9 protein-coding genes are annotated in these 15,601 nt (G+C 64.1%); 7 read left to right on the forward strand and 2 right to left on the reverse strand.

Translation table 11 applies throughout. The features are described from left to right. Window positions 1-47 precede the first annotated feature (47 nt). The gene (locus ACMGGG_RS21470; RefSeq protein ID WP_414154397.1) at window positions 48-2,954 is read right to left on the reverse strand and encodes an RHS repeat domain-containing protein; all 2,907 of its coding nucleotides are present in this window, start codon (window positions 2,952-2,954) and stop codon (window positions 48-50) included. A gap of 427 nt (window positions 2,955-3,381) precedes the next feature. On the opposite strand from ACMGGG_RS21470, the gene ACMGGG_RS21475 reads away from it, so the two are divergent. The 7 genes from ACMGGG_RS21475 to yccS all read left to right on the forward strand — a co-directional run bounded on the left by ACMGGG_RS21475 (window position 3,382) and on the right by yccS (window position 14,669). Next, window positions 3,382-5,184, forward strand: coding sequence for an acyl-CoA dehydrogenase (locus ACMGGG_RS21475; protein WP_063546477.1), 1,803 nt, complete (start codon window positions 3,382-3,384; stop codon window positions 5,182-5,184). 30 nt (window positions 5,185-5,214) lie between these two features. Next, complete coding sequence (locus ACMGGG_RS21480; RefSeq protein WP_414154398.1) at window positions 5,215-6,657, forward strand: TldD/PmbA family protein; 1,443 nt, start codon at window positions 5,215-5,217, stop codon at window positions 6,655-6,657. Beyond that, complete coding sequence (locus tag ACMGGG_RS21485; RefSeq protein WP_414154399.1) at window positions 6,657-7,988, forward strand: TldD/PmbA family protein; 1,332 nt, start codon at window positions 6,657-6,659, stop codon at window positions 7,986-7,988. The genes ACMGGG_RS21480 and ACMGGG_RS21485 overlap by 1 nt, the downstream gene beginning before the upstream one ends. Before the next feature lie 70 nt (window positions 7,989-8,058). Then, window positions 8,059-9,486, forward strand: a complete 1,428-nt coding sequence (gene mdtD / locus ACMGGG_RS21490; protein WP_054893133.1) for a multidrug transporter subunit MdtD — start codon at window positions 8,059-8,061, stop codon at window positions 9,484-9,486. Between the two features lie 112 nt (window positions 9,487-9,598). Further along, complete coding sequence (gene dbpA, locus ACMGGG_RS21495) at window positions 9,599-10,936, forward strand: ATP-dependent RNA helicase DbpA (RefSeq protein WP_253782014.1); 1,338 nt, start codon at window positions 9,599-9,601, stop codon at window positions 10,934-10,936. 145 nt (window positions 10,937-11,081) lie between these two features. Then, window positions 11,082-12,263 carry an NAD(P)/FAD-dependent oxidoreductase gene (locus ACMGGG_RS21500; protein ID WP_414154400.1) on the forward strand — a complete coding sequence of 394 codons (1,182 nt, stop codon included), beginning with the start codon at window positions 11,082-11,084 and terminating at the stop codon, window positions 12,261-12,263. Window positions 12,264-12,485: 222 nt separating this feature from the next. Further along, window positions 12,486-14,669 carry a YccS family putative transporter gene (gene yccS, locus ACMGGG_RS21505; protein WP_054893130.1) on the forward strand — a complete coding sequence of 728 codons (2,184 nt, stop codon included), beginning with the start codon at window positions 12,486-12,488 and terminating at the stop codon, window positions 14,667-14,669. Window positions 14,670-14,847: 178 nt separating this feature from the next. On the opposite strand, the gene ACMGGG_RS21510 is transcribed toward yccS, so the two are convergent. After that, window positions 14,848-15,585 carry a substrate-binding periplasmic protein gene (locus tag ACMGGG_RS21510; RefSeq protein ID WP_054893129.1) on the reverse strand — a complete coding sequence of 246 codons (738 nt, stop codon included), beginning with the start codon at window positions 15,583-15,585 and terminating at the stop codon, window positions 14,848-14,850. Window positions 15,586-15,601 lie beyond the last annotated feature (16 nt).

Consider the following 15,601-nt stretch of genomic DNA (forward strand, 5'->3'; position numbering starts at 1 on the left):
CCGCTCCCACCGGTTCAGCAGCGAAACGGTGGTCGCGGGCAACCCACCTATTGTTTTTTTTTCGATTTCCAGAACTTGAATCTGGATAAAACGGGTGACTTTTTGGTCACCGGTTGCTCCGGCAAAACATGCAAAAGCGTTATCTTTTGCAGGCTGGGCACATGCTTCTGGAGGTTATAATTTACCGCTCCACTCTCGGTAGATGTGGCCAGCAATACAGTCTGCTGGGTAATCGCATCAACCTTAGCTATAAAGTCCCCTGTCGCCACATCCTTCAGGCTGAAGACCTGTCTCGAGCTGATCGATACCTCGTCCGGTTCGCCTCTTGTGCCCCTGTGAATCTGGTATTCAGAGGCCGCGCCCGGGGCCGCTGACCATATGCCGCGCACCTGGCCTTCCTCGGTGAACGCCCCGCCGGCAGGCTCGATGGAGTAGAGTAAGCTGGTTATCTCGGCAGCAAGTGCTTGATGCGCAAGCATCGAAATAACCTCTAGCTGCTGCGGGCTGAAGTACTTCTCGACGTTGTGTACAAACAAGGGCGTTTCCTCGCCGTTTTCTATCAGAGTGTACGTGCTACGCATAAAGTCCTTGGCAAACTGTTCAGTCACCCCTAGATCCTCCGCGAGCTGCGCAGCCGGACCAAGAGCTTCTTGCTCGCTGTTGCCCGACGGACCTATGACCCTTTCCAGTTCAGTGGGTTGATACGCTTCACTCTCACGCATCCAATACACCGTTAATTTCTTTCGATGTTGCGTGTCGTGACTGACATTGCCCTTTAGTACAACCCCAGGCTTCAGATTTTTAAAAATCTCCGGAAACTCGATCAACTTGTCCAACGCAGCGAAGTCAGCCCCGAACTCCGACTCAAAACTGTGTAATCCGTTGGCATCCCTGCGCGTCACCGGATTGTTGCGCACCATGCAATACAAGTTAAGGCCATCCACCGCACCCGCCGGGTCTGCACTCAGCCACCGCCCGACCCACGGCTGGTAGTAGCGATAACCGTAGTAGTACAACCCAGTCGCATCTCGTTCCTTGCCTGAATAACGCAAGGTCTTGTAACTCCCTTCAAGCTCGCTACGGGCTGCCCACAACGCGGTTCCCCCAAAAGGGTAATACGCTTCATGGCTGATCAGTCTGCCCGCGCCGTCGACCTCCAGGATGCCGTTGCCCAGTGGCGTGTCGTAGCTGTAGCGCAGTTGATCGTTCTCCAACCCGTCAGGCGCCTCGCTGCACCAGTGCAACATTCGCACCTGTGCATGACCGGGCTCACCGACCGAAATAACCTGCAACTCCTCCTCAAGGGAGGCATCGCGGGTAGTGCAGCGCAATTCAAGCCCGGGTAAATAGGTGACTCGAAGCGTGTGCCGGCTTGCAGCGCTCCACTGCGTGTTGACTTTCAGGACTCGCATGCTGGCATTGTCATAACGGTAGTGCTCATGGTCATCCTGCCCCTCCTCGCGTTGCTGGGAGATGACCTGATGCAACTCCCCTTGAGGCGTCCAGCACAAGGGATTGCCGGGTAACAGCGAGATCTGCTGACCCTTTGCCGTGAACAACGCCTCAACCTCGGCAGGTGTCTTCGCCATCATGCCCAGCACCGCCCGATTGCTGCGGTCACTGACTGCGATCTCGACGACACGACAGTGATTGCTAGCAGGCACCCGGTGCACCATGCGCGTCAGGTTGCCAGCAGTGTCATAGATAAAGTTGCGGGTATAACAGGTAAAGAGCGTCTCATCATGGGGAGAAGGAGACGGCGTGTTGTACTCTCCCGACCGCGATGACGCATTGACCTGCTCCCTTCCGCAGGCGCTGACCAATTGATAAAGGCTGTCGTAATGGTAGGTTGTCTGCGGTTCCGCCACCTGGTTGCGCCAGAACCGCCTATTGTCGGCCTCGTCACGTTCGCTCACCACATTGCCCACAGGGTCGAACGTACACTGCAAATCCTGCAGGAGCCTCGCACCCAGGGCATGACTCGCAGGCCGCTCGATCCGTAGCCGCGCCTGGCGTTGCGTTCGTGGCTCAAAGAAATAGGTGCTCAACACACCATTACCATGCAGTTCACGGGCCTTATGTCCACCTGCCAGGTAACTCGTCGACCGGACGATCTCGCACTCTTGAGCGCCTTTGCGCCTCAGCCAGCTTGCCTGGAGCCGACCCGCGATGTCATAGGTGACACGCCGCAGGTGCCCTGCTGCATCGACAATGCTCGATACTGTTCCGGTTGCGTCCACGACCGAACACGTAGTGCGCGCCTGTGCAATCGGCTCAAGTGCGCGATCCCATTCATCGACGCTTTCACCTTGCCAATCGACCACTGTCTGTACTTCATCTCCCTGCCCCAGAAGACGTCGGGTGACAGACAGCGTGGTCCCCGTCATGGCGATGGCGTCGTGCAGGGCAAGGCCAGCAGTGTCGTAAAGACGTATACAGCGACCCGCCAGGTTTCGCCCCCGCTCCGGTGCACTGCTATCCCCATAGACAAAGCGCTGGGTCATGCGGGGAACACCACCGCCAACTGTATCGCTGATGCTCGACAAACGGCCCGCCAGACCGTGAGCCTCGTACACCGATCGACGTACCACCGCCTGGCTGTAATCGTCACGCCCTTCTGCACCTGTCGCGATTGCAGTGATACGCACCAAAGGCCGACTATCGATATCAGCCAAGGCAACTTCAATACCCGCGTCGACACTCTGAACACGCAGCACTTTGCCAGCGAAATCGTTGGCCAACGCGAAGTTCACCAGACCGCGCCCAGCCATACGCGGGTCGCTGCTACGATCCAGGAAACCACGAGGATCGTGCCTGTGCCGCGTGATGAGCAGGGTGGTCTGCCCAAGCGCAAGCCCATCACGATGGCAGGTGATTTCCCGTACCTTCAGCTTGCGAGCAAACACCGATACCGATGGGGTTTGGCAATGGACTAATGGCGCGTTGCTGGTCATTGGGCAATGCTCCGGTGCGGGTCTAAATGGCAAGCAGCCCCCCAATCAGAGCTCAACGGGGATCCGACAAAGGCCTAGGCTCTGTCCTGAATGTGTCTGCACGAAGGCCAGACAAGGCGAAACAGGGGAAGGACCCCCGGGGGCCTCGCCCGACGGTACTGCAGTACATGAGCATTCCGAGCCCCGTCTCAACGCAGTATGGGCGAGTGCAGGTGCATTTCAGCCAGAGTCTAGGCTACCCCAGTGATGCACAAGCCACACCTGACAGAAATACCAGTGGAGCAGCGCAAGGTATTTCGACAAGCGAGCGCCACTGATGGCACACCTGCGCTCAGCCTTCTGGAGTGTCATCACGCACACCCATGAGCCTGTGCAGCCACTATCCCTGGCTCTAGACTCGCAGCATCTCGAACCCAGGAATCCCGCCATGTCCGAGCAACTCCTCAGCAGCCGCAACCTCGCCTTCGAACTCTACGAAGTCCTCGACGCCGAGGGCCTGACCCAGCGCCCGCGTTTCGCCGAGCACAACCGCGAGACCTTCGACGCAGCGCTCGGTACGGCCCGCACGATTGCCGAGAAGTACTTCGCCCCGCACAACCGCAAGGGCGACGAGCACGAGCCGCGCTATGTCGACGGCCGCGCCGAGCTGATTCCCGAGGTCAAGCCTGCGGTAGAGGCCTTCCTCGAGGCGGGCTTCCTCAACGCCAACCGCGACTTCGACGTCGGCGGCATGCAGTTGCCAAGCCTGGTTTCGCAAGCCTGCTTCGCCCACTTTCAGGCCGCCAACGCTGGCACCACGGCCTACCCCTTCCTGACCATGGGCGCAGCCAACCTGATCGAGAGTTTTGGCAGCGACGAGCAGAAGCGCCTTTTCCTGCAGCCGATGATCGAAGGTCGCTACTTCGGCACCATGGCCCTGACCGAGCCCCACGCCGGCTCGTCGCTGGCCGATATCCGCACCCGTGCAGAAGCCGCAGGCGATGGCAGCTATCGGCTCAAGGGCAACAAGATCTTCATCTCCGGCGGCGACCACGAGCTGTCGCAGAACATCGTGCACATGGTCCTGGCCAAGCTGCCGGATGCACCGCCCGGGGTGAAAGGCATTTCGCTGTTCATCGTGCCCAAGTACCTGGTCAACGACGACGGCAGCCTCGGCGCCCGCAACGACGTGCTGCTGGCCGGGCTGTTCCACAAGATGGGCTGGCGTGGCACGACCTCCACGGCGTTGAACTTCGGTGACAACGGCCAGTGCGTCGGCTATCTGGTCGGCAAGCCGCACCAGGGCCTGGCGTGCATGTTCCAGATGATGAACGAGGCGCGCATCGGCGTCGGCATGGGCGCGGTGATGCTCGGCTACGCCGGCTACCTGTACTCGCTGGACTACGCCCGCCAACGCCCGCAAGGCCGCCAGGTGGACAACAAGGATCCCGGCAGCCCAGCAGTGCCGATCATCGAACACGCCGATGTAAGACGCATGCTGCTGGCGCAGAAGGCCTATGTGGAAGGTGCCTTCGACCTGGGCCTGTATGCCGCCCGGTTGTTCGACGACACCCACAGCGCACCCGACGAGGCGGCACGCGCCCAGGCCCAGGAACTGCTCGACCTGCTCACCCCGATCGTCAAGTCCTGGCCTTCGACGTTCTGCCTCAAGGCCAACGAACTGGCGATCCAGATTCTTGGTGGCCACGGCTACACCCGCGAATACCCGGTAGAGCAGTACTACCGCGACAACCGCTTGAACCCGATCCACGAAGGCACCGAAGGCATCCAGTCGCTCGACCTGCTCGGGCGCAAGCTGGCGCAGAACGGCGGCGCCGGGCTCAAGCAGCTGATTCGCCTGATCGCCAGCACTGCCGAGCGCGCCAGCCATCACCCCAACCTGGACGCACTGCGCCAGCCGCTGGAGCAACTGGTCAACCGCCTGCAAGCCGTGACCCTGGCACTGCTCGGCGACCTGGCCCAGGGCAAGGTCGCCGGCGCGCTGGCAAACTCGGCGCTGTACCTCAAGGTGTTCGGCCACTGCGTGATCGGCTGGCGCTGGCTGGAGCAGGCCATCCATGCCGAACTCGGGCTGATGAAGGGAGTCGATGTCGATCGCGATTTTTACTGTGGCAAGTTGCAGGCCGCACGTTATTTCCTGACTTGGGAAGTGCCAGGCTGCCATACTGAGCTCGCACTGCTCGAGGCACGCGACGACACCTGCCTGGGCATGCAAGAGGGGTGGTTCTAGGGGGAGCCACCGCGAACCGGAGGTTCCCGCATGTTCGATTCCAGCGCCCTGCTGCGCCAGCGCTTCGCAGCGCTGCGCAGCACGGCCGAACTGTTCTCGCTTCGCCACGTGAAGCAATCGCATCAATCGCTGTCGGTGCGGCGCAACGTCGCCGAACCGCCATTCTTCAGCCAGGACGAAGGTGCCATGCTCACCGTGCGCCTGAACGGCGTCGAGGCCTACGCCGCCACCGCCGACCTGTCGCAGAGCGGCCTGCAACGCGCCCTGGAACACGCCGAGGCCCTGGCCCGGCAGATCACCGGCCACCACCTGCTCGACCTGCGCGACCAACCGGTGCCGAGCACGCGCCACGACCATATCTCGCCCAACTTCGACCAATCGCTGCCAAACCTTGCTGATTGCCTCGAGCTGCTCGCCACTGAATCGGCCAGTGTGCCCAAGGACGAACGTCTGGTGGACTGGCAGGCGAGCCTGGGCATCACCCTGGTCGAGCAGACTTACCTGAACTCAGCCGGCGCTGAGCTGCGCAACGCGCAGCGCTTCATCTTTCCGGGCCTTGGCGTCACCGCCAGCGATGGGCGCGACAGCCAGAGCCGCAGCCTGGGCCGAGAGAACTTTGGTCAGCAGGGTGGCTTCGAAGTCGTCCAGCGCTGCGGCCTGGTCGGCGCCGCCCGACGTATCGCCGACGAAGCCCTGCAACTGCTGCTGGCGCCCAACACCCCGAGCGGTACGCGCGACCTGCTGCTGATGCCCGACCAGATGATGCTGCAGATCCACGAGTCCATCGGCCATCCGCTGGAGATGGACCGTATTCTCGGCGACGAGCGCAATTACGCGGGCACCAGCTTCGTCAAGCCCAGCGATTTCGGGCAGTTGCAATACGGCTCGCCCCTGCTGAACGTGACCTTCGACCCTACCATCGACGAGGAGCTGGCCAGCTACAGCTTCGACGACGACGGCACCGCGGCCAGCAAGCAGTTCCTGATCCGCGAGGGCAAGCTACTGCGCCCGCTGGGCGGCGCTCTGTCGCAGTTGCGCTCAGGGCTCGACGGCGTGGCCAACAGCCGCGCCTGTGGCTGGAACCGCGCCCCGATCGACCGCATGGCCAACCTCAACATCGAGCCGGGCGACCAGTCGCTCGAACAACTCATCGGTGGGATCGAGCACGGCATCCTGATGCGCACCAATCGCTCCTGGTCCATCGACGATGCGCGCAACAAGTTCCAGTTCGGCTGCGAATGGGGCCAACTGATCGAACTCGGCGAGCTCAAGGGTGTCGTCAAGAACCCCAATTATCGCGGCATCTCCGCGCAGTTCTGGCGCAACCTGTCGGCAGTGGGCGATAGCAGCACCTTCCAGGTGCTTGGCACACCCAACTGCGGCAAGGGCGAGCCCAACCAGGTCATCCCGGTCGGCCATGCCTCGCCGGCCTGCGTGTTCCGCCAGATCGACGTATTCGGAGGAGACGCCTGATGAGCACCCCCTATCAAGAACGCTTCGAGGCATTGGTCAGTGCCCTGCGCGAGGCGCTGCACCCCGGCGAGCAGTTCACCCTCGGCTACAGCGCCGAGCAGTCGCGCTTCGTGCGTTTCAACCATGCCAAGGTGCGCCAGGCCGGCGAAGTGGCCCAGGCCAGCGCACTGTTGCGTCTGGTGCGTGACGGGCGTCAGGCCGAACACCAGTTCACTCTCGGTGACGATGCGCAACTGGATCGCCAGCGCCTGCAAGATGCCCTGGCGCAACTGCGCCAGACCTTGCCACTGCTGCCGCTCGACCCCTACCTGAAACTCGACGAAAGCGCTTGGCACAGCCACAGCGTGCAAGAACCGGCGCTGCCCGACTTCACTGAAGTACTGGCACTGGTCGAGCAGCAGGCAGGCAACCTCGATCTGGTCGGCATCTACGCCGCCGGCCCGATCTGCCGGGGTTTCGCCAGCTCGTTCGGGGCCTTCGGCTGGCACCAGGCCAACAGCTTCAATTTCGACTGGAGCCTGTTCCACAGCAACGGCCAGGCGGTGAAGGCCAACTATGCGGGCCAGGTCTGGAGCGGCGAGGCCTTCAGTGCACGCCTGCAACTGGCCCGCGAACAGCTTGAGTACCTGGGGCGCCCGACGATCACCCTCAAGCCTGGCCGCTACCGCGCCTACCTGGCGCCAGCGGCAATGGACGAGATCGCGGGCATGCTCGGCTGGGGAGGCTTCTCGGCCCAGGCCCTGGCCACCGGCAACAGCCCACTGCAACGTCTGTACACCGGTGATGCCCAGCTCGATCCACGGGTTGGCTTCTCGGAGCAGGTCAGCGGTTCGCTGAGCCCGTCGTTCTCCAGCGAGGGCTCGCCCCGCGAGGACGTAGCGCTGATCGTCGAAGGCCGGGGCAGCGCGCGCCTGGTCAGCCCTCGCAGCGCGGCAGAGTTCGCCCTGCAGGGCAACGGCGCCGACAGCTATGAGGCACCGTGCGCCCTGAGCCTGGCACCTGGGGAGCTGGCGTCGGCGGATATCCTGGCACGCCTGGGCACCGGGCTGTACATCAGCAACCTCTGGTACCTGAACTATTCAGACCTGCCGGCAGCGCGCATGACCGGCCTGACCCGCTTCGCCACGTTCTGGGTGGAAGACGGCCAGATCCAGGGCCCGGTCAGCACCATGCGCTTCGACGACAGTCTCTACAATCTGCTGGGCCCTCAGCTGGAAGACCTGACGCGCGAACGCGAGCTGATCCTGTCGACCAGCACCTATGGGCAGCGGCAAACCGGATCGAGTCATCTGCCCGGGGCGTTGGTCAGAGGATTGACGCTGACACTGTAACGCCACGCCCCTGTGGGAGCGCCGTTTAGACGCTTCCACAGGGAACTGCGCACTTTTCAGGATAGAGGCCATGCCCGAACGCGCCCCGCTCGACCCTACCACCGCCCGCTGGATCCCCTGGGTGGTGGCCATCGCCTTCTTCATGCAGTCGCTCGACGGCACCATCCTCAACACCGCGCTGCCGGCCATGGCCCGCTCGCTGGCAGAAGACCCGCTGCGCATGCAGGGCGTGATCATCGCCTACATGCTCACCGTGGCCCTGCTGATTCCGGCTTCGGGCTGGATCGCCGACCGCTTCGGCACCAAGCACATCTTCTTCGGCGCCATCCTGCTGTTCAGCCTGGGTTCGCTGCTGTGCGCGGCGGCCAACAGCCTGGGCTTTCTGATCATCGCCCGCGTCATCCAGGGCCTGGGCGGTGCCCTGATGCTGCCGGTCGGGCGATTGGTGGTGCTGCGCGCCTACCCACGCTCGGAGCTGGTGCGGATCATGAGCTTCATCACCATCCCCGGCCTGCTGGGCCCGCTGCTGGGCCCAACCGTCGGCGGCTGGCTGGTGGAAATCCTCAGTTGGCACTGGATCTTCCTGCTCAACCTGCCGGTCGGCGCGCTGGGGTGCTACGCGGTATGGAAGTTCATCCCCGACCTGCGCGGCAGCGAACGCACCACCTTCGATGGACCCGGATTCATCCTGTTCGGCGCCGCGATGGTGCTGATCACCATCGCCATGGAGGGCCTGGGCGAGTTGCACCTGCCACACCTGCGGGTGATGTTGCTGCTGTTCGCCGGCATGGCCTGCCTTGCCGCCTACTGGCTGCGCGCCGGGCGTGACCCGGAGCCGCTGTTCTCGCCCAGCCTGTTCCGCGTGCGTACCTTTGCCATCGGCATCCTCGGCAACCTGTTCGCCCGCCTGGGCAGCGGCGCCCTGCCCTTCCTGGTGCCGCTGCTGCTGCAGGTGGCGCTGGGCTATTCGCCGGCCCAGGCCGGCATGAGCATGATCCCGCTGGCCGCCGCGGCGATGATCGCCAAGTCGGTGGCGCGGCCACTGATCGAGCGCCTCGGCTATCGCATCATCCTCACCGGCAACACGCTGTTGCTGGGGGTACTGCTGGCCAGCCTGGGACTGGTCGACGAGCAGACGCCGTATTGGCTGCTGCTGATGCAGTTAGGCTTGCTGGGCGCGGTGAACTCGCTGCAGTTCACCGCGATGAACACGGTGACGCTGATCGACCTCGACGACGCCAGCGCCAGCAGCGGCAACAGCCTGCTGTCGGTGGTCGCGCAACTGTCCCTGAGCCTGGGCGTGGCCTGCGCCGGTGCGCTGCTCGGCGGCTTTACCGCCTCGGGGAGCGCAGAGGGAGTGGAAACCACGCTGGGCGCGTTCCAGTTGACCTTCCTGACCATCGGCCTGATGGCGATGCTGGCCGCGGCGATCTTCCTGCAACTGTCGCCGACGGACGGAAGGCGTGCCCGTCGTCCGGAAGAACACGTGGAAACGTAGGGCGAATGGCCATGAGGCTGGTAGACTGTGCGGCATTTTTCGCTTCGCACCGCAGGCCCGCCTCGTGACCACCGAATCCACCGCTTTCGCCTCCCTGCCGCTGTCCGCCGCCATGCTGGCCAACCTGGACGCCCTGGGCTATGCCTCGATGACCCCGATCCAGGCCCAGAGCCTGCCGGTCATCCTCAAGGGCCAGGACCTGATCGCCCAGGCCAAGACCGGCAGCGGCAAGACCGCCGCCTTCGGCATCGGCCTGCTCAATCCGATCAACCCGCGCTTCTTCGGCTGCCAGGCGCTGGTGCTGTGCCCGACGCGGGAACTGGCCGACCAGGTCGCCAAGGAACTGCGCCGCCTGGCCCGCGCCGAGGACAACATCAAGATCCTCACCCTCTGCGGCGGCGTCTCGCTGGGCCCGCAGATCGCCTCGCTGGAGCACGGTGCGCACATCATCGTCGGCACCCCGGGCCGCATCCAGCAGCACCTGGACAAGGGCACCCTGGACCTGAAGGGGCTCAACACCCTGGTACTCGACGAAGCCGACCGCATGCTCGACATGGGCTTCTTCGACGCCATCGCCGCAATCATCGGCAAGACCCCATCGCGCCGCCAGACCCTGCTTTTCTCGGCCACCTACCCGGCCGGCATCGCGCAACTGGCCGCCGACTTCATGCGCAAGCCGCAGCAGGTCACGGTCGAGAGCCAGCACAGCGACAACCAGATCGAGCAGCGTTTCATCGAGATCGACCCGCAGCAGCGCCTGGAGGCGGTTACCCGCGTACTGGGCCACTACCGCCCGCAGTCGTGCGTGGCGTTCTGCTTCACCAAGCAGCAGTGCGAGGACCTGGTCACCCACCTCACCGCCAAGGGCATCGTTGCCCAGGCCCTGCACGGTGACCTGGAACAGCGTGACCGCGACCAGGTGCTGACGATGTTCGCCAACCGCAGCAGCTCGGTGCTGGTGGCCACCGATGTCGCCGCCCGCGGCCTGGATATCGACGGCCTGGACCTTGTGATCAACGTGGAACTGGCGCGCGATGCCGAGATCCATGTGCACCGCGTCGGGCGTACTGGCCGCGCCGGCGAGAAAGGCGTGGCGATCAGCCTGGTGGCCCCGGCCGAAGGCCACCGCGCCCAGGCCATCGAAGACCTGCAGAAGCGCCCGCTGCGCTGGGAGCAGTTGGACAGCCTGAAGAGCAAGGGCGGTGAACCACTGCTGCCGACCATGACCACCCTGTGCATCGCCGCCGGGCGCAAGGACAAGCTGCGTCCGGGCGATATCCTCGGCGCCCTGACCGGCGATGCCGGGCTGCCGGGCAAGCAGGTGGGCAAGATCGCGATTTTCGATTTCGTGGCCTTCGTGGCGGTCGAGCGGGCCGTGGCCAAGCAGGCGATGCAGCGACTGAACAGCGGCAAGATCAAAGGGCGTGCCCTGAAGGTCCGTATCGTCTGAACCATTTTGCGGCTGCTGTGCAGCCCATCGCAGGCAAGCCAGCTCCCACAGGGAATGCACCCGGCCTAGGCTCTGGGGATCCTGTGGGAGCTGGCTTGCCTGCGATGGACCGCGAAGCGGCCCCGGCAATCCATGAGGTAACACCGTGCACTCCACCGACGTGATCATCCTCGGCGCCGGCGCCGCCGGCCTGATGTGCGCCCAGCTCAGCGCGCGCCGCGGCCGCCGCGTGCTGCTGCTCGACCATGCCAACAAACCGGGCAAGAAAATCCTCATGTCCGGCGGCGGGCGCTGCAACTTCACCAACATGTACACCGAGCCCGCCAATTTCCTCTCGCAGAACCCGCACTTCTGCAAGTCGGCGCTGGCGCGCTACACCCAATGGGACTTCATCGCGCTGGTCGCCAAGCACGGCGTGCCGTACCACGAGAAGAAGCTCGGCCAGCTGTTCTGCGACAACAAGTCCAGCGACATCCTCGACATGCTCCTGGCCGAATGCGACGACGCCGGCGCCGAGCTGCGGATGAATACCAGCATCGAGCAGATCGAGAAGACCGACAGCGGTTATCGCCTGCAGACCAGTGCCGGAGCATTTGCCTGCCAGTCGCTGGTGATCGCGACCGGCGGTCTGTCGATCCCGACGCTGGGCGCAACCGGCTTCGGCTACCAGGTCGCCCGCCAGTTCGGCCACGCCCTGCTGCCGACCCGCGCCGCGCTGGTGCCGTTCACCATTACCGAGCCCCAGCTCAAGGCATTGTGCACGGAGCTCTCCGGCACGTCGCTGGACTGCATCGCCAGTTGCAACGGCACCAGTTTTCGCGAAAACCTGCTGTTCACCCATCGCGGCCTGAGCGGCCCGGCGATCCTGCAGATTTCCTCGTACTGGGAAGCGGGCGACACGCTGGAGATCAACCTGTTGCCCGACCGCGATGCGCTGGAATGGCTGCAAGCCGTGCAGGCCGAACGCCCCAACAGCGAGCTGAAGACCGTGCTGGGCGAGGTGTTCACCCGTAAGCTGGCGACCCTGCTGGCCGAGCAGTGGTTCGTTTCGAAACCCCTGAAGCAGTACACCCCGGCAGAATTGACCCAGATCGCCGGGCAGCTCGCGGCTTGGCAACTGGTGCCGGCAGGTACCGAGGGCTACCGCACCGCGGAAGTGACCTTGGGCGGCGTCGACACCCGCGAGGTGTCGTCCAAGACCATGGAATCGCTCAAGAGCCCGGGATTGTTCTTCATCGGCGAGGTGCTGGACGTCAGCGGCCACCTGGGCGGGTTCAATTTCCAGTGGGCGTGGGCCTCTGCCAACGCAGCGGCGCAGTTCGTTTAGAGTAGAATCCTTTCAGCACGGAACGCTTCTTGCTGGTCTGTGCCGAGTGCCGGTTTTTTTGGGGCTGCTGCGCAGCCCATCGCGGGACGAGCCCGCTCCTACAGGCCCCCGCTGTTTTCCTGGACAGCGGGGTGCCTGTAGGAGCGGGCTCGCCCCGCGATGGGCGCGCCGCCGCTCCACGGCCATGTAAGGACACCCATTCGCTCACAGCCCAAGGCCACTATGTCATCGAGCTCGTTCCGCCATTCATTGCGTCGCTTGTGGGGCCAAGACAAGTTCAGCTATGCCATCCGGGTGACCATCGCCCTGACCGGCACCATGGCCTGGTGCTGGTACCAGAACGAGATGAGCCTGCTCATCCCGTTGTTCCTCGGCATCATCGCCAGCGCCCTGGCCGAGACCGACGACGGCTGGCAGGGCCGTCTCAGTGCGCTGGCCGTCACGCTGGTGTGTTTCGCCATCGCCGCGTTGTCGGTCGAGCTGCTCTTCCCCTACCCCTGGATCTTCGCCGGCTCACTGGCCCTGGCAGCCTTTGGCCTGACCATGCTCGGTGCCCTTGGCGAACGCTATGGCGCCATCGCCTCGGCGACGCTGATCCTGTCGGTGTACACCATGATCGGCGTTGACCAGCGCGGCGGCGTGGTCACTGATTTCTGGCACGAGCCGCTGCTGCTGGTGGCTGGTGCCGCGTGGTACGGGGCGCTCTCGGTACTCTGGCAGGCGCTGTTCTCCAACCAGCCGGTGCAGCAGAGCCTGGCCAAGCTGTTCTACGAGCTGGGCAGCTACCTCAAGCTCAAGGCCAGCCTGTTCGAACCGGTGCGCACCCTCGACGTGGAGGCCACGCGCCTGGAGCTGGCCAAGCAGAACGGCAAGGTGGTGGCCGCGCTCAATGCCGCCAAGGAAATCATCCTGCACAGGGTCGGCAACAGCCAGCCCAGCTCCAAGGTCAGTCGCTACCTGAAGCTGTACTTCCTGGCCCAGGACATCCACGAGCGCGTCAGCGCCTCGCACTACCCCTACAACGCCCTGAGCGAGGCGTTCTTCCACAGCGATGTGATGTTCCGCTGCCAGCGCCTGCTGCGCAAACAGGGTTCGTCCTGCCAGGAACTGGCCCGTTCGATCCGCCTGCGCCAGCCGTTCGTGCTCGCCAGCGGCTACCCCGAGGCGCTGGAAGACCTGAACGCCTCGCTGGAGCATCTGCGCACCCAGAACAACCCGGCCTGGCGCAGCCTGCTGCGCTCGCTGCGGGCACTGGCGGTGAACCTGGCCACGCTGGACCGCTTGCTCGGCGCGGCCAGCAACCCCGACAGCCTCGCCGACGCCAGCGACAGCAGCCTGCTCGACCGTTCGCCGCGCACGTTCAAGGAGGTATGGAAACGCCTGCGCACCCAGCTCACGCCCACTTCGCTGCTGTTCCGCCATGCCCTGCGCCTGCCGCTGGCGCTGTCGATCGGCTATGGCATGGTGCACCTGATCCATCCCACGCAAGGCTACTGGATCATCCTCACCACCCTGTTCGTCTGCCAGCCCAACTATGGCGCGACGCGGCGCAAGCTGGTGCAGCGGATCTTCGGTACCGCCATCGGCCTGACGGTTGGCTGGGCGCTGTTCGACCTGTTCCCCAACCCGATCGTCCAGTCGCTGTTCGCGGTGGTCGCTGGCGTGGTGTTCTTCGTCAACCGCACCACACGCTACACCCTGGCCACGGCGGCGATCACGCTGATGGTGCTGTTCTGCTTCAACCAGATCGGCGATGGCTACGGGCTGTTCCTGCCGCGCCTGTTCGACACCCTGGTGGGCGCCCTGATCGCGATCCTCGCGGTATTCCTGTTCCTGCCCGACTGGCAGGGGCGGCGCCTGAACAAGGTGCTGGCCAACACCCTGACCTGCGCCAGCCTGTACCTGCGCCAGATCATGCAGCAGTACGCCAACGGCAAGCGCGACGACCTCGCCTACCGCCTGGCTCGACGCAACGCCCACAATGCCGATGCGGCGTTGTCTACCACGCTGTCGAACATGCTCATGGAGCCGGGGCACTTCCGCAAGGAGGCCGATGTCGGCTTCCGCTTCCTGGTGCTGTCGCACACCTTGCTCAGCTACCTGTCAGGGCTGGGTGCACACAGGGACACGGCGTTGCCTGCCGAAGTACACGAGCAGTTGATCGATGGCGTCGGCAGCAGCCTGGCGCGCAGTCTCGACGAGATCGCCAATGGCCTGGCGGCGCGGTTGCCAGTGGCCATTCACAGCGATGAAGAAGAAGCGCTGGCCAACCAGCTGGAGCAGATGCCCGAGGAGCTGGATGAGCATCAGCGACTGGTACAGACCCAGTTGGCGTTGATCTGCCGGCAACTGGGGCCGTTGCGTACATTGGCGGCGCATCTGATCAAGGAAGGGGAGCCGGCTTGAGTCGGCTGTCCGCACCAGCCCTACCGCGGGACGAGTCGGGGCGTGACAGGGCCGCTCCCACAGGAATTGGGCTGAACTTTAAATTTTGAGCAAGACAGTTGCTCCCAGATGTTCAGGCCTGCACTGTACCTGTGGGAGCGGGCTCGTCCCGCGATAGGGCCTGCACCGACACCCCAGGTCACAAGCCATACTGCTTCAACAACCGCGCATAGCTGCCATCGGCCTTCATCGCTGCAATCGCCCGCTCGAAACGCTCGACGATCTGCCGATGCTCAGGATGCTGAAGGCTGACCAGGATATGCAGGCTGTTCTCCCCCAGCGGCCGCTCGACGAAATCCACAGCCTCGCGCACCTCCTGCGGCTCCCGCTGCAGGTTGTAGCGCGCAACGTACTCGTCCTCCACCGCCAGGTCTACGCGCCCTGCCGCCAGCATGCGGATCGCCGACGGGAAGTTGCGCACCGCCACCTTGTTCAGCCGGCTGTCGCCATCGAACGCTTGTGAGTAGGCGTAGTCACGCACCACGGCGATGCTATACGGATAAAGATCGGCCAGTCGCTTGAAGCCAAGTACCTCGCGCTGGCGCTTGAGCAGGCGAATACGGTTGGTCAGATAGGCCCCCGAGAACTGGCCCAGGCGAGTACGCGATTCGTTGTACCAGGCATTGATGAGCACGTCGTAGCGCCCCTCGCCAATCCCCAGCAGCGCCCGCGCCCAGGGCACTTCCTCGAACTCGCTGGCGTACCCGGCGCGGGTGAGTGCCGTAGTGACGATGCTGGTGGCCAGGCCTCCGCCCGGCATGGCACTGTCGGAGAACGGCGGCCATTTATCCGCCACCAGGCGCAGCGGTGGCTGCGCCGCCGCGAGCGCCGTGAACATCATTGCGGTCAATCCCAGAACGCAAAGCAGTGGCCGCATGCTCAGTTCCTTTCGC

Source organism: Pseudomonas sp. BNK-44-b, assembly GCF_047456245.1.
Lineage (GTDB): Bacteria > Pseudomonadota > Gammaproteobacteria > Pseudomonadales > Pseudomonadaceae > Aquipseudomonas > Aquipseudomonas machongensis.